The following is a 20,319-nucleotide window of genomic DNA, read 5'->3' on the forward strand; positions in this document are numbered from 1 at the left end:
GTCAAAATGAGAGACGTTTTTCCAAATAAATAAAAGGTACGAAAAGGGAGAGAGTGAAATGGATCGTTTTTTCAAGTTTAACGAGTTAAACACGAATTACCGTCAAGAGTTTTTAGGGGGATTAACGACCTTCTTAGCGATGGCATATATACTTTTTGTTAATCCGAATGTCCTTGAACCGACTGGAATGGACACAGGTGCGATTTACGTAGCAACAGCTTTAGCAGCTGCAATTGGAACGATTATGATGGGTCTAATTGCAAGATACCCAATTGCATTAGCACCAGGTATGGGCTTAAATGCATTCTTTACGTATTCTGTTGTTTTAGGAATGGGAATTCCTTGGGAAACAGCATTATTAGGAGTATTCTTATCTGGTATTATTTTTATCATTATTACAGTCGTCGGGTTACGAGAAAAAATTATCAATGCGATACCGCAAGAGTTAAAGTATGCTGCAGCAGCGGGTATCGGATTATTCATTGCTTTCATTGGTCTGCAAAGTGCTGAAATCGTAGTTTTGTCAGAAGCTACGTTAGTACAAGTTGGTGATTTGAGTAATGGACCGACTCTATTAGCTATTTTTGGTGTTGTCATTACGGTTATTTTAATGGCTGTTGGCCTTCGCGGCGGAATATTTTACGGAATGATGATTACAGCACTTGTTGGTGTCATTTTCAAAGTCATCCCTACACCAGACTCGATTGTTGGTTCAATTCCGAGCTTAGCTCCGACATTCGGCGCGGCATTCACACCATTTGGAGAAATGGCTTTATCGGAAATATTTACTTATCAATTAATTATAGTTATTTTAACGTTCTTATTTGTTGATTTCTTTGATACAGCTGGAACACTTTACGCCGTTGCAAATCAAGCAGGCTTCGTAAAAAATAATAAACTGCCTCGTGCCCAACGTGCCCTTCTTGCCGATTCATCAGCAACATCGATTGGTGCTATTTTAGGGACATCGACAACGACTGCATATATCGAATCTTCATCAGGTATTGCAGCAGGAGCGAGAACCGGATTTGCTTCAATTGTAACCGGTCTGTTATTTTTACTTGCATTATTTTTCTCGCCGTTACTCGTCGTCGTTACGGAGCAAGTTACAGCACCTGCCTTAATTATTGTCGGTATTTTAATGGCCGCCTCACTGTCAAATATAGACTTTAAGAAGTTTGAAATTGCAGTACCAGCATTCTTAACGATTATTGCGATGCCTTTGACGTATAGTATCGCAACAGGTATCGCACTCGGATTTATCATGTATCCAATTACAATGATTTGTAAAGGGAGAGCGAAAGAGGTTCATCCAATCATGTACGTACTCTTCTTCGTCTTTATATTCTACTTCGCCTTTTTAGGAGAGTAATAGATGCCAAAAATACCCAGGTGCCTGGCACCTGGGTATTTTTGGATTTATTAGATTATGGATTTATTAGATTTCAGGTTTTTAGATTTTTCAGGTTTTGAATTCTTGGATTTTGGATATTGGTACTTTATAAGCGGATCACCGCAATTATGGACAATAGTAATGGATAAATTTGGTTGTTTGGGGAATAATATTGTCAATTCATACACTCAGGAGGCCATGTATGCCAGCGATATTATCAGTCAGTACAACGATTCCTCCATATACGTTTGAACAAAAAGAAACCGAAGAGGTTGTCCGTGAGCTATTCAACGATTCCTTTACAGACTTCAATCGACTCATGACGATATTTGATAACGGACAAATTAAGAGACGTCACTTCGTTGTCTCCAAAGAATGGTTTGCTGAGGAACATTCATTCGAAGACAAAAACAACTTATATATTGAAATGTCTGTTCAAATGGGTAGCGATGCAATTATAAAATGTTTAAGTAACACCGACTTTTTAAATCAAAAAATAAGCTGTGATGAAATTGATGCAATTTTTTTCATTTCTAGTTCAGGTATTTCTACACCAACAATTGATGCAAAAATTATGAACAACCTCCCATTTTCGCCACACACGAAACGAATTCCAATATGGGGGCTAGGATGTGCTGGTGGAGCTGCAGGTATTAGCAGGGCTTATGAATATTGTTTAGCATATCCGAATGCAAAAGTGCTCGTCCTTTGTATCGAATTGTGCAGCATTACGTTTCAAAAAAACGATACACGAAAAAGTAATCTTGTCGGTACTTCTCTTTTTGCCGATGGTGTTGCATGTGCATTAGTTGCAGGTGACAATGCAGTTAAAACAGCGAAAGATAAGCTGGCAAACGAACGCTCGCCCTTTATTAAAGGGACTCAGTCAACGTTAATGAAAGATTCAGAAGACGTGATGGGATGGGATGTAAGGAATGATGGTTTGCACGTCGTTTTTTCAAGGGACATTCCTTCGGTAATAAAAACATGGCTGAAACCGAATGTTGAAACATTTTTAGAGCAGCAGCGATTATCGTTTTCGGAGGTTACCCACTTTGTTGCACATCCGGGTGGCAAAAAAGTATTAGAAGCGTACGAAGAGGCACTCGGTTATTCTTCAAGTATGACTGAAATATCGCGGCAAGTATTAAAAGAAAACGGCAATATGTCTTCGCCAACAGTACTGTACGTGTTAAAAGAAACGATGGCGACAAATCCAAAACGAGGAAGTACAGGCATTATGACAGCGTTAGGTCCAGGGTTTAGCTCTGAATTCGTTCATTTGCATTGGGAGGAAGTTGAATGATCGTATTTTGGTTCCTACTCATCGTGATCCTTTTTCAAAGAGGCTTAGAATTAGTTTTTGCGAAAAAAAATGAACAATGGATGAAACAACGTGGAGGGAAAGAATTTGGAGCTAACCATTACAAGTGGATCGTCCTCCTTCATCTGAGCTTCTTCTTATGTTTAACGATTGAAGTTTTCTATAAAGGTGGAGAGTTGATTCCGTTATGGCCGATCTTTCTCAGCCTGTTTATAACAGCACAAATAGTCAGGGCATGGGTATTAACGTCGTTAGGGAAGTATTGGAATACGAAAATTATCGTTCTTCCAGGTGAAAAGAGAGTGAAGAAAGGACCGTATCAATGGGTGAGCCACCCGAATTATTGGGTCGTGGCCATTGAGTTATTCACGCTTCCTCTCATTTTCCAAGCATATGTCACAGCGCTTTTATTTACTATCGCAAATGCAGGCTTTCTACTCTTTGTTCGGATTCCAAAAGAGGAAGAAGCTCTTAAGTGGCTCGTTGATGCTGAACAATGAATCGAAATTAATATATCCGAATGAAAGCCATCGTCCATCTTTGAGGGACGATGGTTTTTAGTTGTAGAAACGAAGAAGAAGCGATCAACTAATGACGTAATTGAATTCATAATCAACCCCCCCACGAATCTTTTAACTCTTCACGCATTTTTCATGTATGTCCAACTTATACGAATCCTTTTCGTAAAAATTTGTCAAAAATTAATTTTAAAAAAATGAAAGGAAACTATATCTTTTTCCCTTCGTAACGTCTAAAATATGTGAGGTAAAGAAAGTATATCGAAGGAAAATAGGTGATATGCGGTTGTGATCCTCTCTTAGTCATTTATTTCCGCATTATTTCGTTCATATGACCTATAATAATTATTTTTATTCGTTAGGAGGGGTTGGAATGCTAGATATGATTCTAGAAAATTTAGTAGGAATGCTTGTCATTATTTTAGTCATTAATATTGTTTATGTAACGCTATTTACAATTAGGATGATTTTTACGCTAAAAGGTCAGCGCTATTTTGCCGCATTAGTTAGTATCATTGAGGTCGTCGTATATATTATAGGACTTGGTCTTGTACTTGATAATTTAGACCGCATTGAGAACTTAATTGCGTATGCGTTAGGGTACGCGATCGGGGTTATAGTCGGTATGAAGATTGAAGAGAAGCTTGCATTAGGGTATATTACAGTTAATGTGATTACGAAAGAATATGAACCAGATATACCGAATGCGCTTAGAGATAAAGGGTATGGGGTGACAAACTGGGTCGCTTACGGTCGTGAAGGGGAACGTCTCATGATGGAGATATTAACATCAAGAAAATCTGAGCATGATTTGTACACGACAGTCAAAGGAATGGACCCTCATGCATTTATTATTTCGCATGAAACGAAAGCATTTTTTGGCGGATTCTGGGTGAAAGGAGTTCGAAGATAAGCTTTTATGGCAAAAAAACAAAAGAATCAAGACAAACCACGGAAACGAAAATTTATAGTAGAAGATGGAGAAACGATTGAAGTCTGTTTACAAAGGATGGCAAAAGAAGGGTACATGCCAGTCCGGCGTATGGAAGAGCCAATTCTTCAAGAAGTGAAAAGAAACGGAAAAATGGAAGTGGAAGTAGCAAAGCAGCAAATCGTTTTCGAAGGAAAATTACAGGATTAATCGCACAGTAGACTGCACGAAAATGCAATCTGCTGTGTTTTTTGTTTCCCGAGGTGCATTCAAGTTTGTCCTCCACAAGAGGACAAATGTGAACGGGTGCTAAAGCAAGAGATTAGAAATTCCATTAAACACGAACGTTGTTAAAATATTTATTATTATTGTTCGAAATTTGGTTGACTGATGTCTTTTTTATTTGTTATGATATAGGCATCAAAACAACCGAATATAACCTCATATAATCATGGGAATATGGCCCAAAAGTTTCTACCCGATAACCGTAAATTATTGGACTATGAGGGAGACGACATGACGACTGATCTTGTGTACAGGTACTATGTGATCTTTGCAGGAAGAATCGTCCATGATAGATTTGCATGCAGCGTGTTCGTTTGTCCCCTCATTGTGGTCAAATGGACACGTTTTTTTATTTGCTCATTAAAAGAACCTAATTGAAAAAACAGGTCATTATTTACCGAACGAAAGCCAATGAAGCTTTGAATTGTTATACAACGATACTCGCAAATAAAGGAGGGCTCAACATGACCGCAAAAGTAGGAGTCATCATGGGTTCAACATCAGATTGGGAAACAATGAAGCATACAGCTGAAACATTAGAAGATATAGGTGTTCAATACGAGAAAAAGGTCGTTTCTGCTCATCGGACACCAGATTATATGTTTGAATATGCCGAAGCTGCGCAAAGCCGAGGTTTACACGTCATTATTGCCGGTGCAGGTGGAGCCGCACACTTACCTGGAATGGTTGCAGCGAAAACAACCCTCCCAATTATCGGTGTACCTGTCCAATCGAAAGCGCTAGACGGTATGGATTCACTTCTATCAATCGTGCAAATGCCCGCCGGTGTACCAGTCGCAACCGTTGCAATAGGAAAAGCTGGAGCGATTAACGCGGCGCTTCTGGCAGCCCAACAGCTTGCTGTTCATGATGAAACGATCAGAGCGGCATTGGAAAATCGTCGTGAAAATAAACGTCAGGAAGTATTAGAAAGAAGTGAGCTCCTATGAGACAACAATGGATTGAACCAGGAAAAACAATTGGCATCCTAGGTGGAGGACAATTAGGAAGAATGATGGCATTATCTGCAAGGGAAATGGGCTATGGGGTCGCAGTTCTCGACCCAACACCGAACTGTCCAACCGGACAAGTTGCAGATACTCAAGTGGAAGCAGCGTATAACGATTTAACAGGTGCTGAAAAGCTTGCCCAATTATGTGACGTGCTCACATATGAGTTTGAAAACATCGATTCAAACACAGCCACTTGGTTAGAGCAGCAAATGTATTTGCCGCAAGGAAGCGATCTTTTGTCAATTACACAAGACCGTGAACAAGAAAAACGGGCAATCACATCATTCGGCGTTCCAGTCGTTCCTTACAAAAAAGTGAATACATATGACGAGTTAGCTGAAGCAGTAGCTGCTTTAGGCATCCCGGCAGTCTTGAAGACGACAAAAGGCGGATATGACGGGAAAGGTCAATATGTGATTCGTGAGGAAAATGAAATTGCCGATGCATGGGAACAACTAAAAAATAAAGGTCCTTTCGTGTTAGAAGCTTGGATTCCTTTTGAAAAAGAGCTTTCTGTCATCGTGACACGGAGCGTTAATGAAGAAATGACGACCTTTCCAGTTGCAGAAAACATTCATATAAATAACATTTTACACCAATCAATCGTACCAGCACGTATAGCTGATGATGTGCAAGAAAAGGCACGATCGATCGCAAAACAACTTGCAAACTCTTTTCATTTAATCGGAACATTAGCAGTTGAAATGTTCTTAACGAAGAATGGAGACATTTATGTCAATGAATTAGCGCCAAGACCCCACAATTCAGGACACTATACAATAAATGCATGTGAAACGTCACAGTTCGACCAGCACATTCGTGCCGTTTGCGGATGGCCATTAGGGAGGACGGATTTACTTAAACCAGCTGTCATGGTAAATATATTAGGGGAGCATGTACCAAACGTATTATCACATGTTCGTGATCTCGAAGGAGCTCACCTTCATTTTTACGGGAAAGCAGAAGCGAAAAATGGCCGGAAAATGGGTCACGTGACGGTTTTAGCCGATACAGTAGAAGAAGCTCTCGAGCGTATTGAAGCATCACCAATTTGGAATGAGAACAGGTAATTTTAGGAGGAAACAAGATGATTGAACGTTACACACGCCCGGAGATGGGGAAAATTTGGACAGATGAAAACCGCTTTCAAGCTTGGCTGGAAGTTGAAATTCAAGCATGTGAAGCTTGGGCAGAATTAGGAGAAATCCCGAAAGAAGACGTTCAGAAAATCCGTGAGAATGCATCATTTGATGTCAATCGGATTTTAGAAATTGAAGCAGAGACTCGACACGATGTCGTTGCATTTACTAGAGCCGTTTCAGAAACATTAGGCGAAGAAAGAAAGTGGGTTCATTACGGCCTAACGTCGACCGATGTTGTCGATACAGCCCTGTCTTACTTATTAAAACAGGCAAACGACATTATTGAAAAAGATCTTCTCAACTTTATCGATATCTTAAAAGAAAAAGCAAAAGAACATAAAATGACGGTCATGATGGGACGTACACACGGTGTTCATGCTGAACCGACAACATTTGGATTAAAGCTCGCTCTCTGGTACGAAGAAATGAAAAGAAATTTACAACGTTTCCGTGATGCAGCAGAAGGTGTCAAATTCGGAAAAATTTCCGGTGCTGTTGGGACATATGCAAATATCGACCCGTTCGTTGAGAAATATGTTTGTGAAGGGTTAGGTCTTGAAGCAGCACCAATCTCAACCCAAACGTTACAACGTGACCGCCATGCGCATTATATTGCAACGATTTCATTGATTGCTTCATCGATTGAAAAAATGGCAGTAGAAATTCGCGGCCTGCAAAAAAGTGAAACACGTGAAGTCGAAGAATTTTTTGCAAAAGGGCAAAAAGGGTCCTCTGCGATGCCACATAAGCGTAACCCAATTGGTTCAGAAAATATGACTGGGTTAGCACGCGTCCTACGAGGCCACGTTATGACAGCGTACGAAAATGTTGCACTTTGGCACGAAAGAGATATTTCCCATTCATCTGCTGAACGTGTCATCTTGCCAGATGCGACGATCGCGATCAATTATATGCTGAACCGTTTTGGAAACATCGTGAAAAACTTAACGGTATTCCCTGAGAATATGAAACGAAACATGGGACGTACATTCGGTCTTATTTATTCTCAGCGCGTTCTTCTTTCCTTAATTGATAAAGGAATGGTACGAGAAGACGCTTATGACCTCGTTCAACCGAAAGCGATGGAAGCGTGGGAAAAAGGAATTCAGTTTCGTGAGTTAGTAGAAGCAGACCCACGAATTACTGATAAATTGTCTGCTGGAGAAATCGAAGACTGCTTTGATTATCACCATCATTTAAAGCATGTTGATACAATTTTTGACCGACTAGGGTTAAATAATGACTAAAAATGTGCAGAGGGATTCCCTCCCTTTGCACAAGGAAAATTGCTAATATTAGTAATTTTTCTAAAAATATTCGTCCTACAAGTTAACAGATATTTTAAATTCGGAGGGATTTCCTCATGGAAAAAGGAACATTGCTTTACGAAGGGAAAGCGAAGCGAATCTATGAAACAGCTGAAAAAGACGTATTGCTCGTCGAGTATAAAAATGATGCAACAGCGTTTAACGGAGAAAAGAAAGAGGTTCTCCAAGGTAAAGGAATCTTAAACAATGAAATCAGTAGTTTACTATTTTCAAAGCTTGCAAGTGAAGGGCTTGAAAGTCATTTTGTCAAGCGGGTGTCACAACACGAACAGCTTGTTAAAAAGGTCGACATCATTCCGTTAGAAGTCGTTGTCAGAAATGTCGCGGCAGGCAGCTTAGTGAAGCGTCTCGGGTTACAACGTGGAAGATTGTTCAATACGCCAATCGTTGAATTTTATTATAAAGATGACGACCTTGGCGATCCGCTTATCAATGTCGATCATATTCATGCTTTAAACCTTGCTACATCAGATGAACTGGAAAAAATGAGAACGGTCGCTCTTCAAGTAAATGACAGGCTTATGACGATTTTTAATCAAATTGACGTACAGCTAGTTGATTTCAAACTTGAATTTGGTCGTGATCCGAAAGGGAATGTCTTGTTGGCAGACGAAATTTCCCCGGACACATGCCGATTATGGGATGTAAAAACCGGTGAATCATTTGATAAAGATTTGTTTCGCTTTCAACTCGGAAGCTTACAAAACGGATACGAAACGATTTTACAACGTTTAGGAGGAGACAGCACATGTTCGAAGTAAAAGTTTACGTGACATTAAAAGAAGGGGTCCTTGATCCTCAAGGTTCAGCCGTGAAAAATTCATTAAGCCATTTAGGTTTTGACGGGGTTGAAGATGTCAGAATCGGTAAAGTGATGACACTTAACATGAACGGTACGAAAGAAACGATCAATGAACAAGTGGAAGCGATGTGTGAAAAACTTTTAGCCAATCCGGTTATCGAGGATTATCGTTACGAAATAAAGGAGGGCATTGAGTCATGAGATTTGCGGTCATCGTATTTCCTGGCTCAAACTGTGACCTCGACATGTACTACGCGGTCAAAGACGAACTAGGAGCGGAAGTAGAATATGTTTCATATCAAGATACAAGTTTAGACCGCTTTGATGCGATCTTGCTTCCAGGGGGATTCTCGTACGGAGATTATTTGCGCTCAGGAGCGATTGCCCGTTTTTCACCAGTTATGAAGGCAGTTGTTGCTGCAGCAAACGAAGGCAAACCCGTTTTCGGTGTTTGTAATGGGTTCCAAGTGTTGCTTGAAGCAGGGCTTCTCCCAGGAGCGATGAAAAGAAATGAGCAGTTAAAGTTCATTTGCCGCCCTGTTACACTCGTCGTTGAAAACAATGAGACGATGTTTACATCTTCATATCGTGAGCGACAAGAAATTACAATTCCAGTCGCCCATGGTGACGGGAATTATTACTGTGATGATGAAACGCTCGTACAGCTAAAACAAAATAACCAAATCGTCTTTACGTATAAAGAAAATATTAACGGATCAAGAGAACATATCGCAGGAATTACGAACAAAGAAGGAAACGTACTCGGTATGATGCCGCACCCAGAAAGAGCAGTAGATGAACATTTAGGGTCTAGTGACGGATTACCCCTTTTTAAATCAATGTTAAAAGAGTGGAGGGAACGCAATGCAATTACTTCATGAACCATCTCCTCAAAAAATTAAAAGTGATCGTATTTACAGTGAAATGGGCTTAACAGATGATGAGTTTCAACTGGTTGAAAACATTTTAGGTCGTCTGCCAAATTACACGGAACTAGGCTTGTTTTCTGTTATGTGGTCAGAGCATTGCAGCTATAAAAATTCAAAAGTACTCCTAAAGAAATTCCCGACTTCTGGTGAAAACGTTCTGCAAGGACCTGGTGAAGGTGCCGGAATCATCGATATCGGTGACGACCAAGCAGTCGTTTTTAAAATTGAAAGCCACAATCACCCGTCAGCCATTGAGCCTTATCAAGGAGCAGCAACTGGTGTCGGCGGGATTATTCGTGACGTTTTTTCAATGGGCGCGCGTCCAGTCGCACTATTAAACTCGCTGCGCTTTGGAGAATTGACAAAGCCTCGTGTGAAGTATTTGTTTGAAGAAGTTGTCGCAGGGATTGCCGGATACGGTAACTGTATTGGAATCCCAACTGTCGGCGGCGAAGTTCAATTCGATCCTTGTTATGAAGGGAACCCACTCGTCAATGCGATGTGTGTCGGTCTGATTGATCATAAAGATATTCAAAAAGGGCAGGCAAAAGGTGTCGGAAACCCTGTCATTTATGTAGGAGCAAGTACCGGAAGAGATGGAATTCACGGAGCGACGTTCGCTTCTGAAGAAATTAGTGAAGAGTCAGAATCAAAACGACCAGCTGTTCAAGTCGGCGATCCATTTATGGAAAAACTTCTTTTAGAAGCATGCTTAGAAGCGACGAAAAGTGATGCTTTAGTCGGTATTCAAGATATGGGGGCAGCTGGGTTAACGTCTTCATCTGCCGAAATGGCAAGCAAGGCGGGCTCTGGTATTGAAATGAACTTGGATTTCGTGCCGCAGCGTGAACAAAATATGAGTGCTTATGAAATGATGCTGTCTGAATCTCAAGAACGGATGCTCTTAGTCGTTGAAGCAGGTCGTGAAGATGAAATGATCGAACTGTTTCAACGTTATGAGCTAAAAGCAGTTGTTGTCGGAAAAGTAACAGATGATCAACGACTACGTCTGCTTCATAACGGAGATGTCGTTGCTGATGTACCAGTCGATGCATTAGCAGAAGAAGCTCCTGTCTATCATAAGCCATCCTCTATTCCAAAGTATTATGAACAGTTCCAACAACAAACACCTTATAAACCTGCTGTGACGGATGTGAAGAACACATGGCATGACTTACTACGTCAGCCGACGATTGCAAGTAAAGAATGGGTGTATGATCAATACGATTACATGGTAAGAACGAACACAGTCGTCCAGCCAGGGTCAGATGCTTCGGTATTAAGAATTCGTGGTACAGAAAAAGCACTAGCGATGACAACCGATTGTAACTCTCGCTATATTTACCTTGATCCTTATGAAGGCGGAAAGCTAGCAATTGCCGAAGCTGCTAGAAATTTAATCTGTTCAGGAGCACAACCGCTAGGTGTAACCGACTGTTTAAACTACGGAAGCCCAGATAAACCGGAAATTTTCTGGCAGCTAGAAAAATCGACGGACGGTTTAAGTGAAGCTTGTGAAGTTCTTCGTACACCTGTTATCGGCGGAAATGTGTCGTTATATAATGAGACGGCAAAAGGTGCTGTTTATCCAACACCTGTCATTGGGATGGTTGGACTCATTGAAAATACTGATCATATTACACGTCAGCAGTTTCAAAATGAAGGAGATCTCGTCTATGTACTTGGAGCAGCGGACGATGATTTTGGTGGAAGTGAACTGCAAAAGCTTCAGCAAGGAGACATTTCAGGAAAGGCTCCGAAAATCGATCTTGAACTTGAAAAACAAAGACAAGAGCAAGTGCTGCAAGCAATTCAAGCGGGAACGGTTCAATCCGCTCATGATTTAGCGGAAGGCGGCTTCCTAGTCGGGCTAGCTGAATGTACGTTTGGAACGGACCTCAGTGCATCTGTTCAGCTGAATAGTGATGATATCGTGAAGGAGTGTTTTGCTGAAACGCCATCTCGTTACATCTTATCTGTCTCAAAAGAAAACAAAGATCAATTTGAACAACTTGTTCCTGAAGCACGATGCATTGGAGAAGTAACGAAAAAGGACGTTATGTCTGTTTATAATTCAAAAGGACAGCTCATCGTTGAAGAAAAGGTTCGACAACTTGAAGACACATGGAGAGGTGCCATTTCATGCTTACTGAAATCAAAGGCTTAAACGAAGAGTGCGGTGTGTTTGGAATTTGGGGGCATAAAGACGCTGCTCATATTACGTATTATGGATTGCACAGTTTACAGCATCGTGGTCAAGAAGGTGCTGGTATCGTTGTTACTGATGGGGAAAAACTTAAAGCAAATAAGGGAATCGGTCTCGTGAATGAAGTATTCCGCCCGAATGAGCTCGGCCAACTTTACGGAAATGGTGCAATCGGTCATGTACGGTATACAACTGCTGGCGATAGTGACTTAATTAATGTACAACCACTCATGTTTAATTCACAGACGGGAAGCTTAGCACTTGCTCATAACGGAAATTTAGTCAATGCAACGGCTTTAAAGCACCAATTAGAGCGTCAAGGCAGTATTTTTCAAACGACGTCAGATACTGAGGTGTTAGCTCATCTCATTAAACGAAGCGGATATGAAAGACTTGAAGATCGTGTGAAAAATGCGCTCACAATGGTGAAAGGTGCATACGCATTTATGGTGATGGTTGAAGATGCATTAATGGTCGCGCTCGATCCGAATGGTCTTCGCCCGTTATCGATTGGCAAACTAGGCGATGCGTATGTCGTCTCATCTGAAACATGTGCATTTGACATTATCGGTGCAACGTATGAACGAGAAGTTGAACCAGGAGAACTGCTCATTATTACAGATGAAGGTATTCGCAGCGAACGTTTTTCATTATCTCCGACACGTTCAATCTGCTCGATGGAATATGTATATTTTGCTCGTCCTGATAGTAATGTCGATGAAATTAACGTTCATCATGCTCGAAAAAACTTGGGCAAACAGCTCGCGACTGAGCACCCGGTCGAAGCAGATGTCGTTACCGGAGTCCCGGATTCAAGTATATCAGCTGCGATTGGATACGCTGAACAGGCTGGAATTCCATATGAATTAGGACTTATTAAAAACCGTTATGTCGGACGTACGTTTATTCAACCTTCACAAGAGCTTCGTGAACAAGGGGTGAAAATGAAGTTGTCTGCAGTACGCGGCGTTGTTGAAGGAAAGAGAGTCGTCATGGTTGATGATTCGATTGTTCGTGGAACGACAAGCCGCCGCATCGTCCGTCTTTTAAAAGAAGCCGGTGCAAAAGAAGTTCATGTCCGTATTAGTGCACCGCCGATTACAAACCCGTGTTTTTATGGGATTGACACGTCGACAAAAGGTGAACTAATTGCTGCAACGAAAACAGTTGAAGAAATTCGCGAAGAAATTGGCGCAGATTCGTTAGACTATTTAACGATTGAAGGGTTAAAAACTGGAATTGGACGTTCGAGCGAAATGGAAAACTGCGGACAGTGCCTAGCATGTTTTACCGGAAATTATCCGACAGAAATTTATCCTGAATCTGATCATCCTTATGAAAAGGTTCAGCAATGAAGGAGGAAATAAACGATGTCAAAAGCATATGAAGCTGCCGGTGTAAATATAGAAGCCGGCTATGAAGGGGTGCGTCGTATACAAAAGCATGCACAATCGACGAAACAGCCAGGAGTGATAGGTGCACTCGGAAGCTTCGGGGGCCTTTTTGACCTTTCTTCCTTATCGTATAAAGAGCCTGTTTTAGTGTCCGGAACAGACGGTGTCGGCACAAAACTTCTCATCGCACAAAGCATGAATAAGCACGATACGATCGGGGTTGATGCGGTGGCAATGTGTGTTAACGACATTGTCGTCCAAGGGGCAAAACCGCTGTTTTTCCTTGATTATTTAGCTCTCGGTAAAAATGATCCGACTGTTGTCGAACAAATTGTTGCTGGAATTTCCGAAGGCTGCCGCCAGTCAGAATGTGCACTAATTGGCGGGGAAACAGCTGAAATGCCAGATTTATATAGTGAAAATGAATATGATGTTGCAGGATTTACAGTCGGCGCTGCTGAGAAGCAGCATTTGATTGATTCAGAAAATATTCGTGAAGGTGATGTGTTAATCGGTCTGCCTTCAAGCGGTATCCATAGTAACGGTTTTTCTCTCGTACGAAAAATCGTCAAAGATGAAGGGCTGACATGGTCAGATTCGTTTGAAGCCGATGCTAGCAAGACGATCGGTGACGTTTGTTTAACCCCAACGAAAATCTATGTCCGTGCGATGCTTCCGTTTCTCTTGACGGAACTGATTAAAGGGGCTGCACATATTACAGGCGGAGGTTTTTATGAAAATATTCCACGCATGCTTCCAAAAGGTTTAGGAGCAAAAATCAATTTGACGACTTGGCAAGTACCATCCATTTTTCAATGGTTGAAAGAGAAAGGGAGTTTAACCGAGGAAGATTTATTTTCAACGTTTAATATGGGGATCGGTTTTATCGTAGCAGTTAGAAAATATGATGTTGAACACGTTCTTCATACATTTTCCGATGCTGGAGAATCACCGCTTGTCATTGGATCTGTCATTAATGAAGCAGGTGTCTCCTTACAGGGGGCGATTCAATGGTAAATATCGCTGTTTTTGCATCAGGAAGCGGCAGTAACTTTGAAGCAGTTGTTCGTGCTGAAAAAGAAGGAAATATTGATGGGAAAGTGAAATTGCTCGTTACCGATAATCAAGATGCCTATGCTGTTGAACGAGCAATTGCACATGACATACCCGTTTTTTGTTTCAATCCGAGACAATTCAATTCTAAAGCTGAATTTGAAAAAGAAATCTTAACGAAGCTTCAAGAGTCTGGGATCGACTTGATTGTCCTTGCAGGCTATATGCGTTTAATCGGTTCAACATTATTAGAAGCGTATGAAAATAGGATTTTAAACATCCATCCGTCACTGTTACCTGCATTTCCTGGATTGGATGCGGTCGGTCAAGCGTTCGATGCAAAAGTAAAAGTAACCGGAGTGACGATTCATTACGTTGATTCAGGAATGGATACGGGGCCAATTATTACGCAAGAACCTGTTAAAATAGACAGCAGGGATACGAAAGAGGATGTTCAAAAGCGGATTCAGCGAGTGGAGCACTCTTTATACCCTGCTACGATCCAAGCTGTCATTGAGCAGATTAAAAGGAGCGGATAACAGATGAAAAAAAGAGCATTAGTCAGTGTATCTGATAAAACGGGAATTATTCCTTTCGTTCAAAGCCTAGAGGAACTAGGGATTGAAGTGATTTCAACCGGTGGAACGAAAAGAGCATTACAGGAAGCCGGCATCAACGTTATTGGGATTGAAGAAGTCACTGGATTTCCTGAAATTATGGACGGACGTGTCAAAACTCTTCATCCAAACATTCATGGAGGATTGTTAGCTGTTCGTGACAATGAAGCTCATTTAGCCGCATTAAAAGAACAAGGAATCGGTCTAATTGATTTTGTTATTGTCAATCTTTATCCATTCCAAGAAACGATTGAAAAAAAAGACACAACATTTAATGATGCTATCGAAAATATTGATATTGGCGGACCATCGATGATTAGAGCAGCAGCGAAAAATCATAAAGATGTCGCGATTATCGTTGATGCTTCAGACTATGACGGCGTTTTAGAAGAGTTAAAAGAAAATGTTGGCGAATTATCAGGAGAAAGGAAACGAAAGCTTGCCGCGAAAGCATTTCGCCATACAGCTTCATACGATGCACTTATTGCCGAATATTTAACGAACCAAACAGGAGAGGAAGCTCCAGAGAAATTAACGGTCACATACAATCTTAAACAAATGCTCCGATACGGGGAAAATCCGCATCAGCAAGCCGCGTTTTACGAACGGCCTCTAGGTAATCCTGCTTCCATTGCAAATGCTACGCAGCTTCACGGGAAAGAATTGTCTTACAACAATATTAATGACGCTGATGCAGCATTAGCTGTTGTCCGTGATTTCAAAGAGCCTGCAGTTGCGGCAATTAAACATATGAACCCTTGCGGTGTAGGAATAGGTGATAACATTTTTGAAGCATACACGAAAGCCTATGAAGCTGATTCTGTTTCAATTTTTGGTGGCATAGTCGCTTCGAATAGAGCAATTGATGGGATTACTGCTGCAAAAATGAAGGAGATTTTCCTTGAGATTATTATTGCACCTGACTTTTCCGAAGAAGCGCTTGCAATCTTAACTGAAAAGAAAAATTTACGGTTATTAAAAGTCGATTTTACTCATAATGAACCGTCTGAACAACGAATTACGACAGTCTCAGGAGGAGCATTAATGCAAGAGACAGATACATTAAGCTTTGAAGATGTATCTGTAACGAATCCGACGAAGCGTAAGCCTTCAGAGGATGAATGGAAACAGTTAAAAATGGCTTGGAAAGTCGTGAAACACGTGAAATCAAATGCGATTGTACTCGGTAAATCCGATTGTACGATTGGAATCGGAGCTGGACAAATGAACCGAGTTGGTGCAGCGAAAATCGCGATTGAACAAGCTGGTGATGCAGTACAAGGATCTGTATTGGCTTCGGATGCGTTTTTCCCAATGAATGATACTGTTGAAGCAGCAGCAAAAGCTGGGATAACTGCGATTATTCAGCCTGGCGGTTCGAAACGTGATCAAGAATCGATTGATAAAGCCGATGAATATGGAATTGCAATGGTCTTTACCGGTGTCCGCCACTTTAAACATTAATCTCTTTTGGTGGCCTATTGTTGGTGATTGACAAACACGCTCGCTTTCCCCGGACTTCGCGTGCCTCATCGCTCGTTCCCCCTCCTTAAGGGGTTCGACTGGTTCGCTTTTACGTGGGGAGTCTCGCGTATTCGATCATTCACTTGCCCAAATTAACAATAATCTTTATCAAATCCTTACTATTAAAAAATGATGGACGATATTTTTAAAAGGAGCGGTTTTCGTGAAAGTACTAGTCATAGGAAATGGCGGGCGAGAGCATGCAATTTGTTGGAAACTCGCGCAATCAAAAAAAGTGACCCATGTATTTGCCGCACCAGGAAGTGATGGGATCTCAAATGAAAAAGTGAAATCTGTTTCTATACCGGCGGATCATCATGCCGAATTAATGACATTTGCAAAAGAAGAGAAGATCGATTTAACAATAGTTGGACCAGAAGCACCGCTCGTAGATGGAATTGTTGATTCATTTAATTGCGAAGGTCTAACAACTTTTGGGCCCTCAAAAGCTGCAGCTGCCCTTGAAGGAAGCAAAACGTTTGCGAAGGAAATGATGAAAAAATATCAGATCCCAACGGCTTCATATGAAGTGTTTGACAATGTGGAAGCAGCAAAGGCATATGTCAAACAGCAAGGGGCGCCAATTGTCGTTAAAGCAGACGGACTAGCAGCTGGTAAAGGAGTCGTTGTTGCTGAGACGGAAGCAGAAGCGTTAAATGCAATTGATCAAATGATGGAGGAGAAAGCTTTTGGAGAAGCGGGAAGCTCTCTCGTCATTGAAGAGTGTTTACGTGGTGAGGAATTGTCTTTAATGGCATTCGTTCATGAAAATACTGTTATTCCAATGGTGCCTGTACAAGACCATAAGCGGGCATATGAAAGAGATCAAGGTCCGAATACCGGTGGGATGGGAGCTTATTCCCCCGTTCCTCACTTAGAGAACGGATGGGTTGAACAGGCAGAGAGAGAAATCTTGCGCCCAATGGCAGAAGCGATGGTCAAAGAAAAGGTACCATTCACTGGCATTTTATATGCAGGATTAATGATTACTGAGAGCGGTCCAAAAGTGATTGAATTTAACGCACGCTTTGGTGATCCTGAAACACAAGTCGTTCTTCCACGCATGAAATCAGACTTGATTGATGTGATCGAAAGCACGTTAAATAATGTAGAAATGAACGTCGAATGGAAGCAAGAAGCGTGTGTAGGTGTTGTATTAGCTTCTGAAGGGTATCCTGCTTCGTACGAAAAAGGCGTAGCCGTTCATATTCCTAAGATCAATGACGATATTCAAACTTGGTTCCATGCAGGACTTCAAGAACAAGAGGGGCATTGGGTAACGAATGGTGGACGGGTTTTACTCCTTTCCTCTTTAGGAAAAACGATTGAAGAAGCGCTATCCAGCACGTATCATGTTTTGGAAAAACAACAATGGGACGGATTATTTTATAGACGTGATATAGGACATCATGTAACGAGCCGAAGATAATCAGAAGACCTGGAGGGAAAGTCCGGCCAGGTCTTCTATTTTCTGTCCATTTTCTTTTTCTTATGAAGTCTCATCCAAAAAAACATGGCGGCGATAATGCTACCAAATATCAAAAAGTAAAGAAACAGTGTATCAATAGCAAATTCCCAGTTCATAAAACGATCGCCTCCTTCATTGCGTCGTATGTTTTGGATGATGGTTATAAAGCCTTTACTATGAAGGATTTACTGGTGATATATCATAATCGTCATATTCTTCATCATCAAAATGCATGACTTTTTCCTCGAATAAATAGGTCAGCGGGCAAAAACGGGTAATTCCTTCTGCTATTTTCATTGCCCCCATGATCACAGTAAACAATGGCATCGTGTCATAAGGACGTCTTACCATTTTAGATAATGCCCATGCAAATAAAGTAAACCCGCACGTAATTCTGACAATGGCATTAATGACCCCGATATTTTGTTTGAACATATTGAACCCTCCTGATTGTTTTTTAAAAAACACCTTTTTGTATTTTTAATAAAATTGTAAAAAAATCTTCATCGATTTAAAGGAAGAATATGTTACCATAGTAGAAACTTTCTAAAAAATGGGTGATTTGTATGGTCAAAGGATTTTCTCACTATTGGACAAAAAGACAAATACGTGATCAGTTAAATGTAATCCGTGGCGAAGCAGCACCAACATATGTGATTCAAGATGCGATATGGTTAAACAGTGTTCGAAAATGCTGGCTGCAAGGGAATATCTGGATACATCATGATCGTATTATTTATACAGGAGAACAGATGCCAGCAAATTTGAATGGAACAACGCTTTATAGTGCAAAAAATAAGCTTATCGTGCCTGGATATATTGAACATCATGCTCACCCATTCCAGTTATATCATCCCCTCACTTTAGCTCAATATGCATCTGAAAGAGGGACGACGACATTAATAAATGACAATATGCTGCTTTTTTTACATTTGGACAAATCGAAAGCGCTTACATTGTTGGCGGATATCCAAAAAACTCCCGCTACGATGCTTTGGTGGGCTAGGTACGATTGTCAAACAGAGCTACGAAATGAAGATGATGTGTTTTCATTTTCAAATATGAGAGACTGGCTCGATCACCCTTATGTAGTTCAAGGAGGAGAATTAACAGATTGGCCGAGAGTTCTTCAAGGAGACGATGTGATGCTGCACTGGCTTCTTGAGACAAAGGACGTTCGTAAACCGATTGAAGGACATTTTCCCGGAGCTGGAGAAAATACACTCACTCAAATGGCCTTAATCGGAGTAGATGGTGACCATGAATCAATGACCGGAAACGACGTAGTAAAGCGATTAGATATGGGGATGACTGCCTCTTTACGATATTCTTCTATTCGTCCTGATTTACCAAGTCTTTTAAAACAATTACATGATCACAATTTCACGAGTTATAACCATTTACTAATGACGACTGACGGATCTCCCCCTCGTTTTTTAAAGGATGGAATGATGGATCATTTAATTGATTTAGCGATGCAGCAAGGGGTTCCATTTGAAGAAGCAGTAGGAATGTGCACATACAATGTCGCTAAGCATTATCATATGGATGATGTTCTTGGGATGATTGCGCCGGGGCGCTTAGCCAATTTAAACTTTCTTTCTAATAAGGAAACACCGCTCCCGACCGATGTGCTAGCGAAAGGTGTTTGGGTTCGTAAGGACGACCAACCGGTATTCCCGGATCAACAATTCAACTGGGAAAAATACGGTTTTACTCCTTTGGATATCGACTGGGAGCTTACAGAAGAAGATTTTCACTTTTCAACTCCAATCGGATTAGAGATGGTTAACGATGTCATTGTTAAGCCATACCAAGTTACCCAAGATTTATCACAAGAAGAATTGAACCCTAAAAAAGATGAATGCTTTTTCATGCTCATTGATCGTAATGGAAAGTGGACTGTGAGTACAGTTGTAAAAGGCTTTGCAAAAGACATTTACGGTTTTGGAAGCACGTATTCCAACAGCGGCGATATCATTTTAATCGGAAAAAGTAAAAAAGGATTATTGTCAGCTTTTTTCGAATTAAAAAAGCATAATGGAGGAATTGTCTTGCTCGAGCGCGAAGAAGTAATAAGTCGAGTTAAGCTCGATTTATTTGGTGTGATGTCTAAAAAAACGATGGAACAACTAATGGACGAAGAAACGCAATTATCGACTGAATTGAAAAAAAGAGGATACCGTTTTTCTGACCCTATATACAGTCTGCTTTTCTTTTCAGCGACTCATTTGCCATACGTGCGTATTACACAAAAAGGAATTTTTGATGTAAAAAAGAAAAAGGTACTCTTTCCTTCGATTATGCGTTAAACTAAGAAAGTGAATAGAGTGCTTGTTCTATGCCAACAATGTCATACCATCTAGCAGTTACCTGCACTTTTAGAAAGGTT

At 41.0% G+C, this 20,319-nt stretch carries 19 protein-coding genes and 1 riboswitch; of the genes, 18 read left to right on the forward strand and 1 reads right to left on the reverse strand.

The window, feature by feature from the left end:
* Window positions 1-58 precede the first annotated feature (58 nt).
* The 17 genes from CD001_RS08020 to purD all read left to right on the forward strand — a co-directional run bounded on the left by CD001_RS08020 (window position 59) and on the right by purD (window position 17,888).
* Window positions 59-1,372, forward strand: a complete 1,314-nt coding sequence (locus tag CD001_RS08020; protein WP_096186997.1) for an NCS2 family permease — start codon at window positions 59-61, stop codon at window positions 1,370-1,372.
* A 223-nt stretch (window positions 1,373-1,595) separates the two neighbouring features.
* Window positions 1,596-2,699 carry a type III polyketide synthase gene (locus tag CD001_RS08025; protein ID WP_096186998.1) on the forward strand — a complete coding sequence of 368 codons (1,104 nt, stop codon included), beginning with the start codon at window positions 1,596-1,598 and terminating at the stop codon, window positions 2,697-2,699.
* A complete protein-coding gene (locus CD001_RS08030) occupies window positions 2,696-3,217 on the forward strand; it encodes an isoprenylcysteine carboxyl methyltransferase family protein (protein WP_096186999.1) in 522 nt (173 codons plus the stop codon). Before CD001_RS08025 ends, CD001_RS08030 begins: the two co-directional genes overlap by 4 nt.
* Before the next feature lie 391 nt (window positions 3,218-3,608).
* Complete coding sequence (locus tag CD001_RS08035) at window positions 3,609-4,148, forward strand: DUF2179 domain-containing protein (protein ID WP_179298655.1); 540 nt, start codon at window positions 3,609-3,611, stop codon at window positions 4,146-4,148.
* Window positions 4,149-4,154: 6 nt separating this feature from the next.
* Window positions 4,155-4,376 (forward strand): NETI motif-containing protein, encoded by a 222-nt coding sequence (locus CD001_RS08040; protein WP_096187000.1) that lies wholly within the window; start codon window positions 4,155-4,157, stop codon window positions 4,374-4,376.
* A 211-nt stretch (window positions 4,377-4,587) separates the two neighbouring features.
* A riboswitch (purine riboswitch) is annotated at window positions 4,588-4,689 on the forward strand.
* Window positions 4,690-4,915: 226 nt separating this feature from the next.
* Window positions 4,916-5,401: a 5-(carboxyamino)imidazole ribonucleotide mutase gene (gene purE, locus CD001_RS08045; protein ID WP_096187001.1), complete on the forward strand. Its 486-nt coding sequence runs from the start codon at window positions 4,916-4,918 to the stop codon at window positions 5,399-5,401.
* Window positions 5,398-6,534: a 5-(carboxyamino)imidazole ribonucleotide synthase gene (purK, locus tag CD001_RS08050; protein ID WP_096187002.1), complete on the forward strand. Its 1,137-nt coding sequence runs from the start codon at window positions 5,398-5,400 to the stop codon at window positions 6,532-6,534. The genes purE and purK overlap by 4 nt, the downstream gene beginning before the upstream one ends.
* A 17-nt stretch (window positions 6,535-6,551) precedes the next feature.
* Window positions 6,552-7,853 carry an adenylosuccinate lyase gene (gene purB, locus CD001_RS08055; protein WP_096187003.1) on the forward strand — a complete coding sequence of 434 codons (1,302 nt, stop codon included), beginning with the start codon at window positions 6,552-6,554 and terminating at the stop codon, window positions 7,851-7,853.
* Between the two features lie 116 nt (window positions 7,854-7,969).
* A complete protein-coding gene (gene purC / locus CD001_RS08060) occupies window positions 7,970-8,695 on the forward strand; it encodes a phosphoribosylaminoimidazolesuccinocarboxamide synthase (protein ID WP_096187004.1) in 726 nt (241 codons plus the stop codon).
* On the forward strand, window positions 8,683-8,937 hold the full coding sequence (purS, locus tag CD001_RS08065; protein ID WP_096187005.1) for a phosphoribosylformylglycinamidine synthase subunit PurS: 255 nt from the start codon (window positions 8,683-8,685) through the stop codon (window positions 8,935-8,937). The genes purC and purS overlap by 13 nt, the downstream gene beginning before the upstream one ends.
* Window positions 8,934-9,617, forward strand: a complete 684-nt coding sequence (gene purQ / locus CD001_RS08070) for a phosphoribosylformylglycinamidine synthase subunit PurQ (protein WP_096187006.1) — start codon at window positions 8,934-8,936, stop codon at window positions 9,615-9,617. Before purS ends, purQ begins: the two co-directional genes overlap by 4 nt.
* Complete coding sequence (gene purL / locus CD001_RS08075) at window positions 9,601-11,832, forward strand: phosphoribosylformylglycinamidine synthase subunit PurL (protein WP_096187007.1); 2,232 nt, start codon at window positions 9,601-9,603, stop codon at window positions 11,830-11,832. The genes purQ and purL overlap by 17 nt, the downstream gene beginning before the upstream one ends.
* Complete coding sequence (gene purF / locus CD001_RS08080; RefSeq protein WP_096187008.1) at window positions 11,808-13,226, forward strand: amidophosphoribosyltransferase; 1,419 nt, start codon at window positions 11,808-11,810, stop codon at window positions 13,224-13,226. Before purL ends, purF begins: the two co-directional genes overlap by 25 nt.
* 15 nt (window positions 13,227-13,241) lie before the next feature.
* A complete protein-coding gene (gene purM / locus CD001_RS08085) occupies window positions 13,242-14,282 on the forward strand; it encodes a phosphoribosylformylglycinamidine cyclo-ligase (protein ID WP_096187009.1) in 1,041 nt (346 codons plus the stop codon).
* Entirely contained in the window at window positions 14,276-14,857 is a 582-nt protein-coding gene (purN, locus tag CD001_RS08090; RefSeq protein WP_096187010.1) for a phosphoribosylglycinamide formyltransferase, read from the forward strand. The genes purM and purN overlap by 7 nt, the downstream gene beginning before the upstream one ends.
* Window positions 14,858-14,860: 3 nt before the next feature.
* Entirely contained in the window at window positions 14,861-16,399 is a 1,539-nt protein-coding gene (purH, locus tag CD001_RS08095) for a bifunctional phosphoribosylaminoimidazolecarboxamide formyltransferase/IMP cyclohydrolase (RefSeq protein WP_096187011.1), read from the forward strand.
* Between the two features lie 223 nt (window positions 16,400-16,622).
* Entirely contained in the window at window positions 16,623-17,888 is a 1,266-nt protein-coding gene (gene purD / locus CD001_RS08100) for a phosphoribosylamine--glycine ligase (protein WP_096187012.1), read from the forward strand.
* 213 nt (window positions 17,889-18,101) lie between these two features.
* Here the strand turns inward: purD and CD001_RS08105 are convergent, their stop codons facing one another.
* Window positions 18,102-18,362: a YgaP family membrane protein gene (locus CD001_RS08105; RefSeq protein WP_096187013.1), complete on the reverse strand. Its 261-nt coding sequence runs from the start codon at window positions 18,360-18,362 to the stop codon at window positions 18,102-18,104.
* 131 nt (window positions 18,363-18,493) lie between these two features.
* On the opposite strand from CD001_RS08105, the gene CD001_RS08110 reads away from it, so the two are divergent.
* Window positions 18,494-20,239, forward strand: coding sequence for an adenine deaminase C-terminal domain-containing protein (locus CD001_RS08110; RefSeq protein ID WP_096187014.1), 1,746 nt, complete (start codon window positions 18,494-18,496; stop codon window positions 20,237-20,239).
* The last annotated feature ends 80 nt before the right edge of the window (window positions 20,240-20,319 follow it).

Origin of the sequence: Evansella halocellulosilytica, assembly GCF_002335745.1 — a bacterium.
GTDB lineage: Bacteria > Bacillota > Bacilli > Bacillales > Salisediminibacteriaceae > Bacillus_CA > Bacillus_CA halocellulosilytica.

Bases quoted from the DNA above. Each gene is read 5' to 3' on its own strand.
- CD001_RS08035 (WP_179298655.1), top strand. From the start codon at position 3,609: ATGCTAGATATGATTCTAGAAAATTTAGTAGGAATGCTTGTCATTATT.
- purS (WP_096187005.1), top strand. From the start codon at position 8,683: ATGTTCGAAGTAAAAGTTTACGTGACATTAAAAGAAGGGGTCCTTGAT.
- purQ (WP_096187006.1), top strand. From the start codon at position 8,934: ATGAGATTTGCGGTCATCGTATTTCCTGGCTCAAACTGTGACCTCGAC.
- purL (WP_096187007.1), top strand. From the start codon at position 9,601: ATGCAATTACTTCATGAACCATCTCCTCAAAAAATTAAAAGTGATCGT.
- purK (WP_096187002.1), top strand. From the start codon at position 5,398: ATGAGACAACAATGGATTGAACCAGGAAAAACAATTGGCATCCTAGGT.
- purE (WP_096187001.1), top strand. From the start codon at position 4,916: ATGACCGCAAAAGTAGGAGTCATCATGGGTTCAACATCAGATTGGGAA.
- CD001_RS08025 (WP_096186998.1), top strand. From the start codon at position 1,596: ATGCCAGCGATATTATCAGTCAGTACAACGATTCCTCCATATACGTTT.
- purM (WP_096187009.1), top strand. From the start codon at position 13,242: ATGTCAAAAGCATATGAAGCTGCCGGTGTAAATATAGAAGCCGGCTAT.
- purF (WP_096187008.1), top strand. From the start codon at position 11,808: ATGCTTACTGAAATCAAAGGCTTAAACGAAGAGTGCGGTGTGTTTGGA.
- CD001_RS08105 (WP_096187013.1), bottom strand. From the start codon at position 18,362: ATGTTCAAACAAAATATCGGGGTCATTAATGCCATTGTCAGAATTACG.
- CD001_RS08040 (WP_096187000.1), top strand. From the start codon at position 4,155: ATGGCAAAAAAACAAAAGAATCAAGACAAACCACGGAAACGAAAATTT.
- purH (WP_096187011.1), top strand. From the start codon at position 14,861: ATGAAAAAAAGAGCATTAGTCAGTGTATCTGATAAAACGGGAATTATT.
- purB (WP_096187003.1), top strand. From the start codon at position 6,552: ATGATTGAACGTTACACACGCCCGGAGATGGGGAAAATTTGGACAGAT.
- CD001_RS08030 (WP_096186999.1), top strand. From the start codon at position 2,696: ATGATCGTATTTTGGTTCCTACTCATCGTGATCCTTTTTCAAAGAGGC.
- CD001_RS08110 (WP_096187014.1), top strand. From the start codon at position 18,494: ATGGTCAAAGGATTTTCTCACTATTGGACAAAAAGACAAATACGTGAT.
- purC (WP_096187004.1), top strand. From the start codon at position 7,970: ATGGAAAAAGGAACATTGCTTTACGAAGGGAAAGCGAAGCGAATCTAT.
- CD001_RS08020 (WP_096186997.1), top strand. From the start codon at position 59: ATGGATCGTTTTTTCAAGTTTAACGAGTTAAACACGAATTACCGTCAA.
- purN (WP_096187010.1), top strand. From the start codon at position 14,276: ATGGTAAATATCGCTGTTTTTGCATCAGGAAGCGGCAGTAACTTTGAA.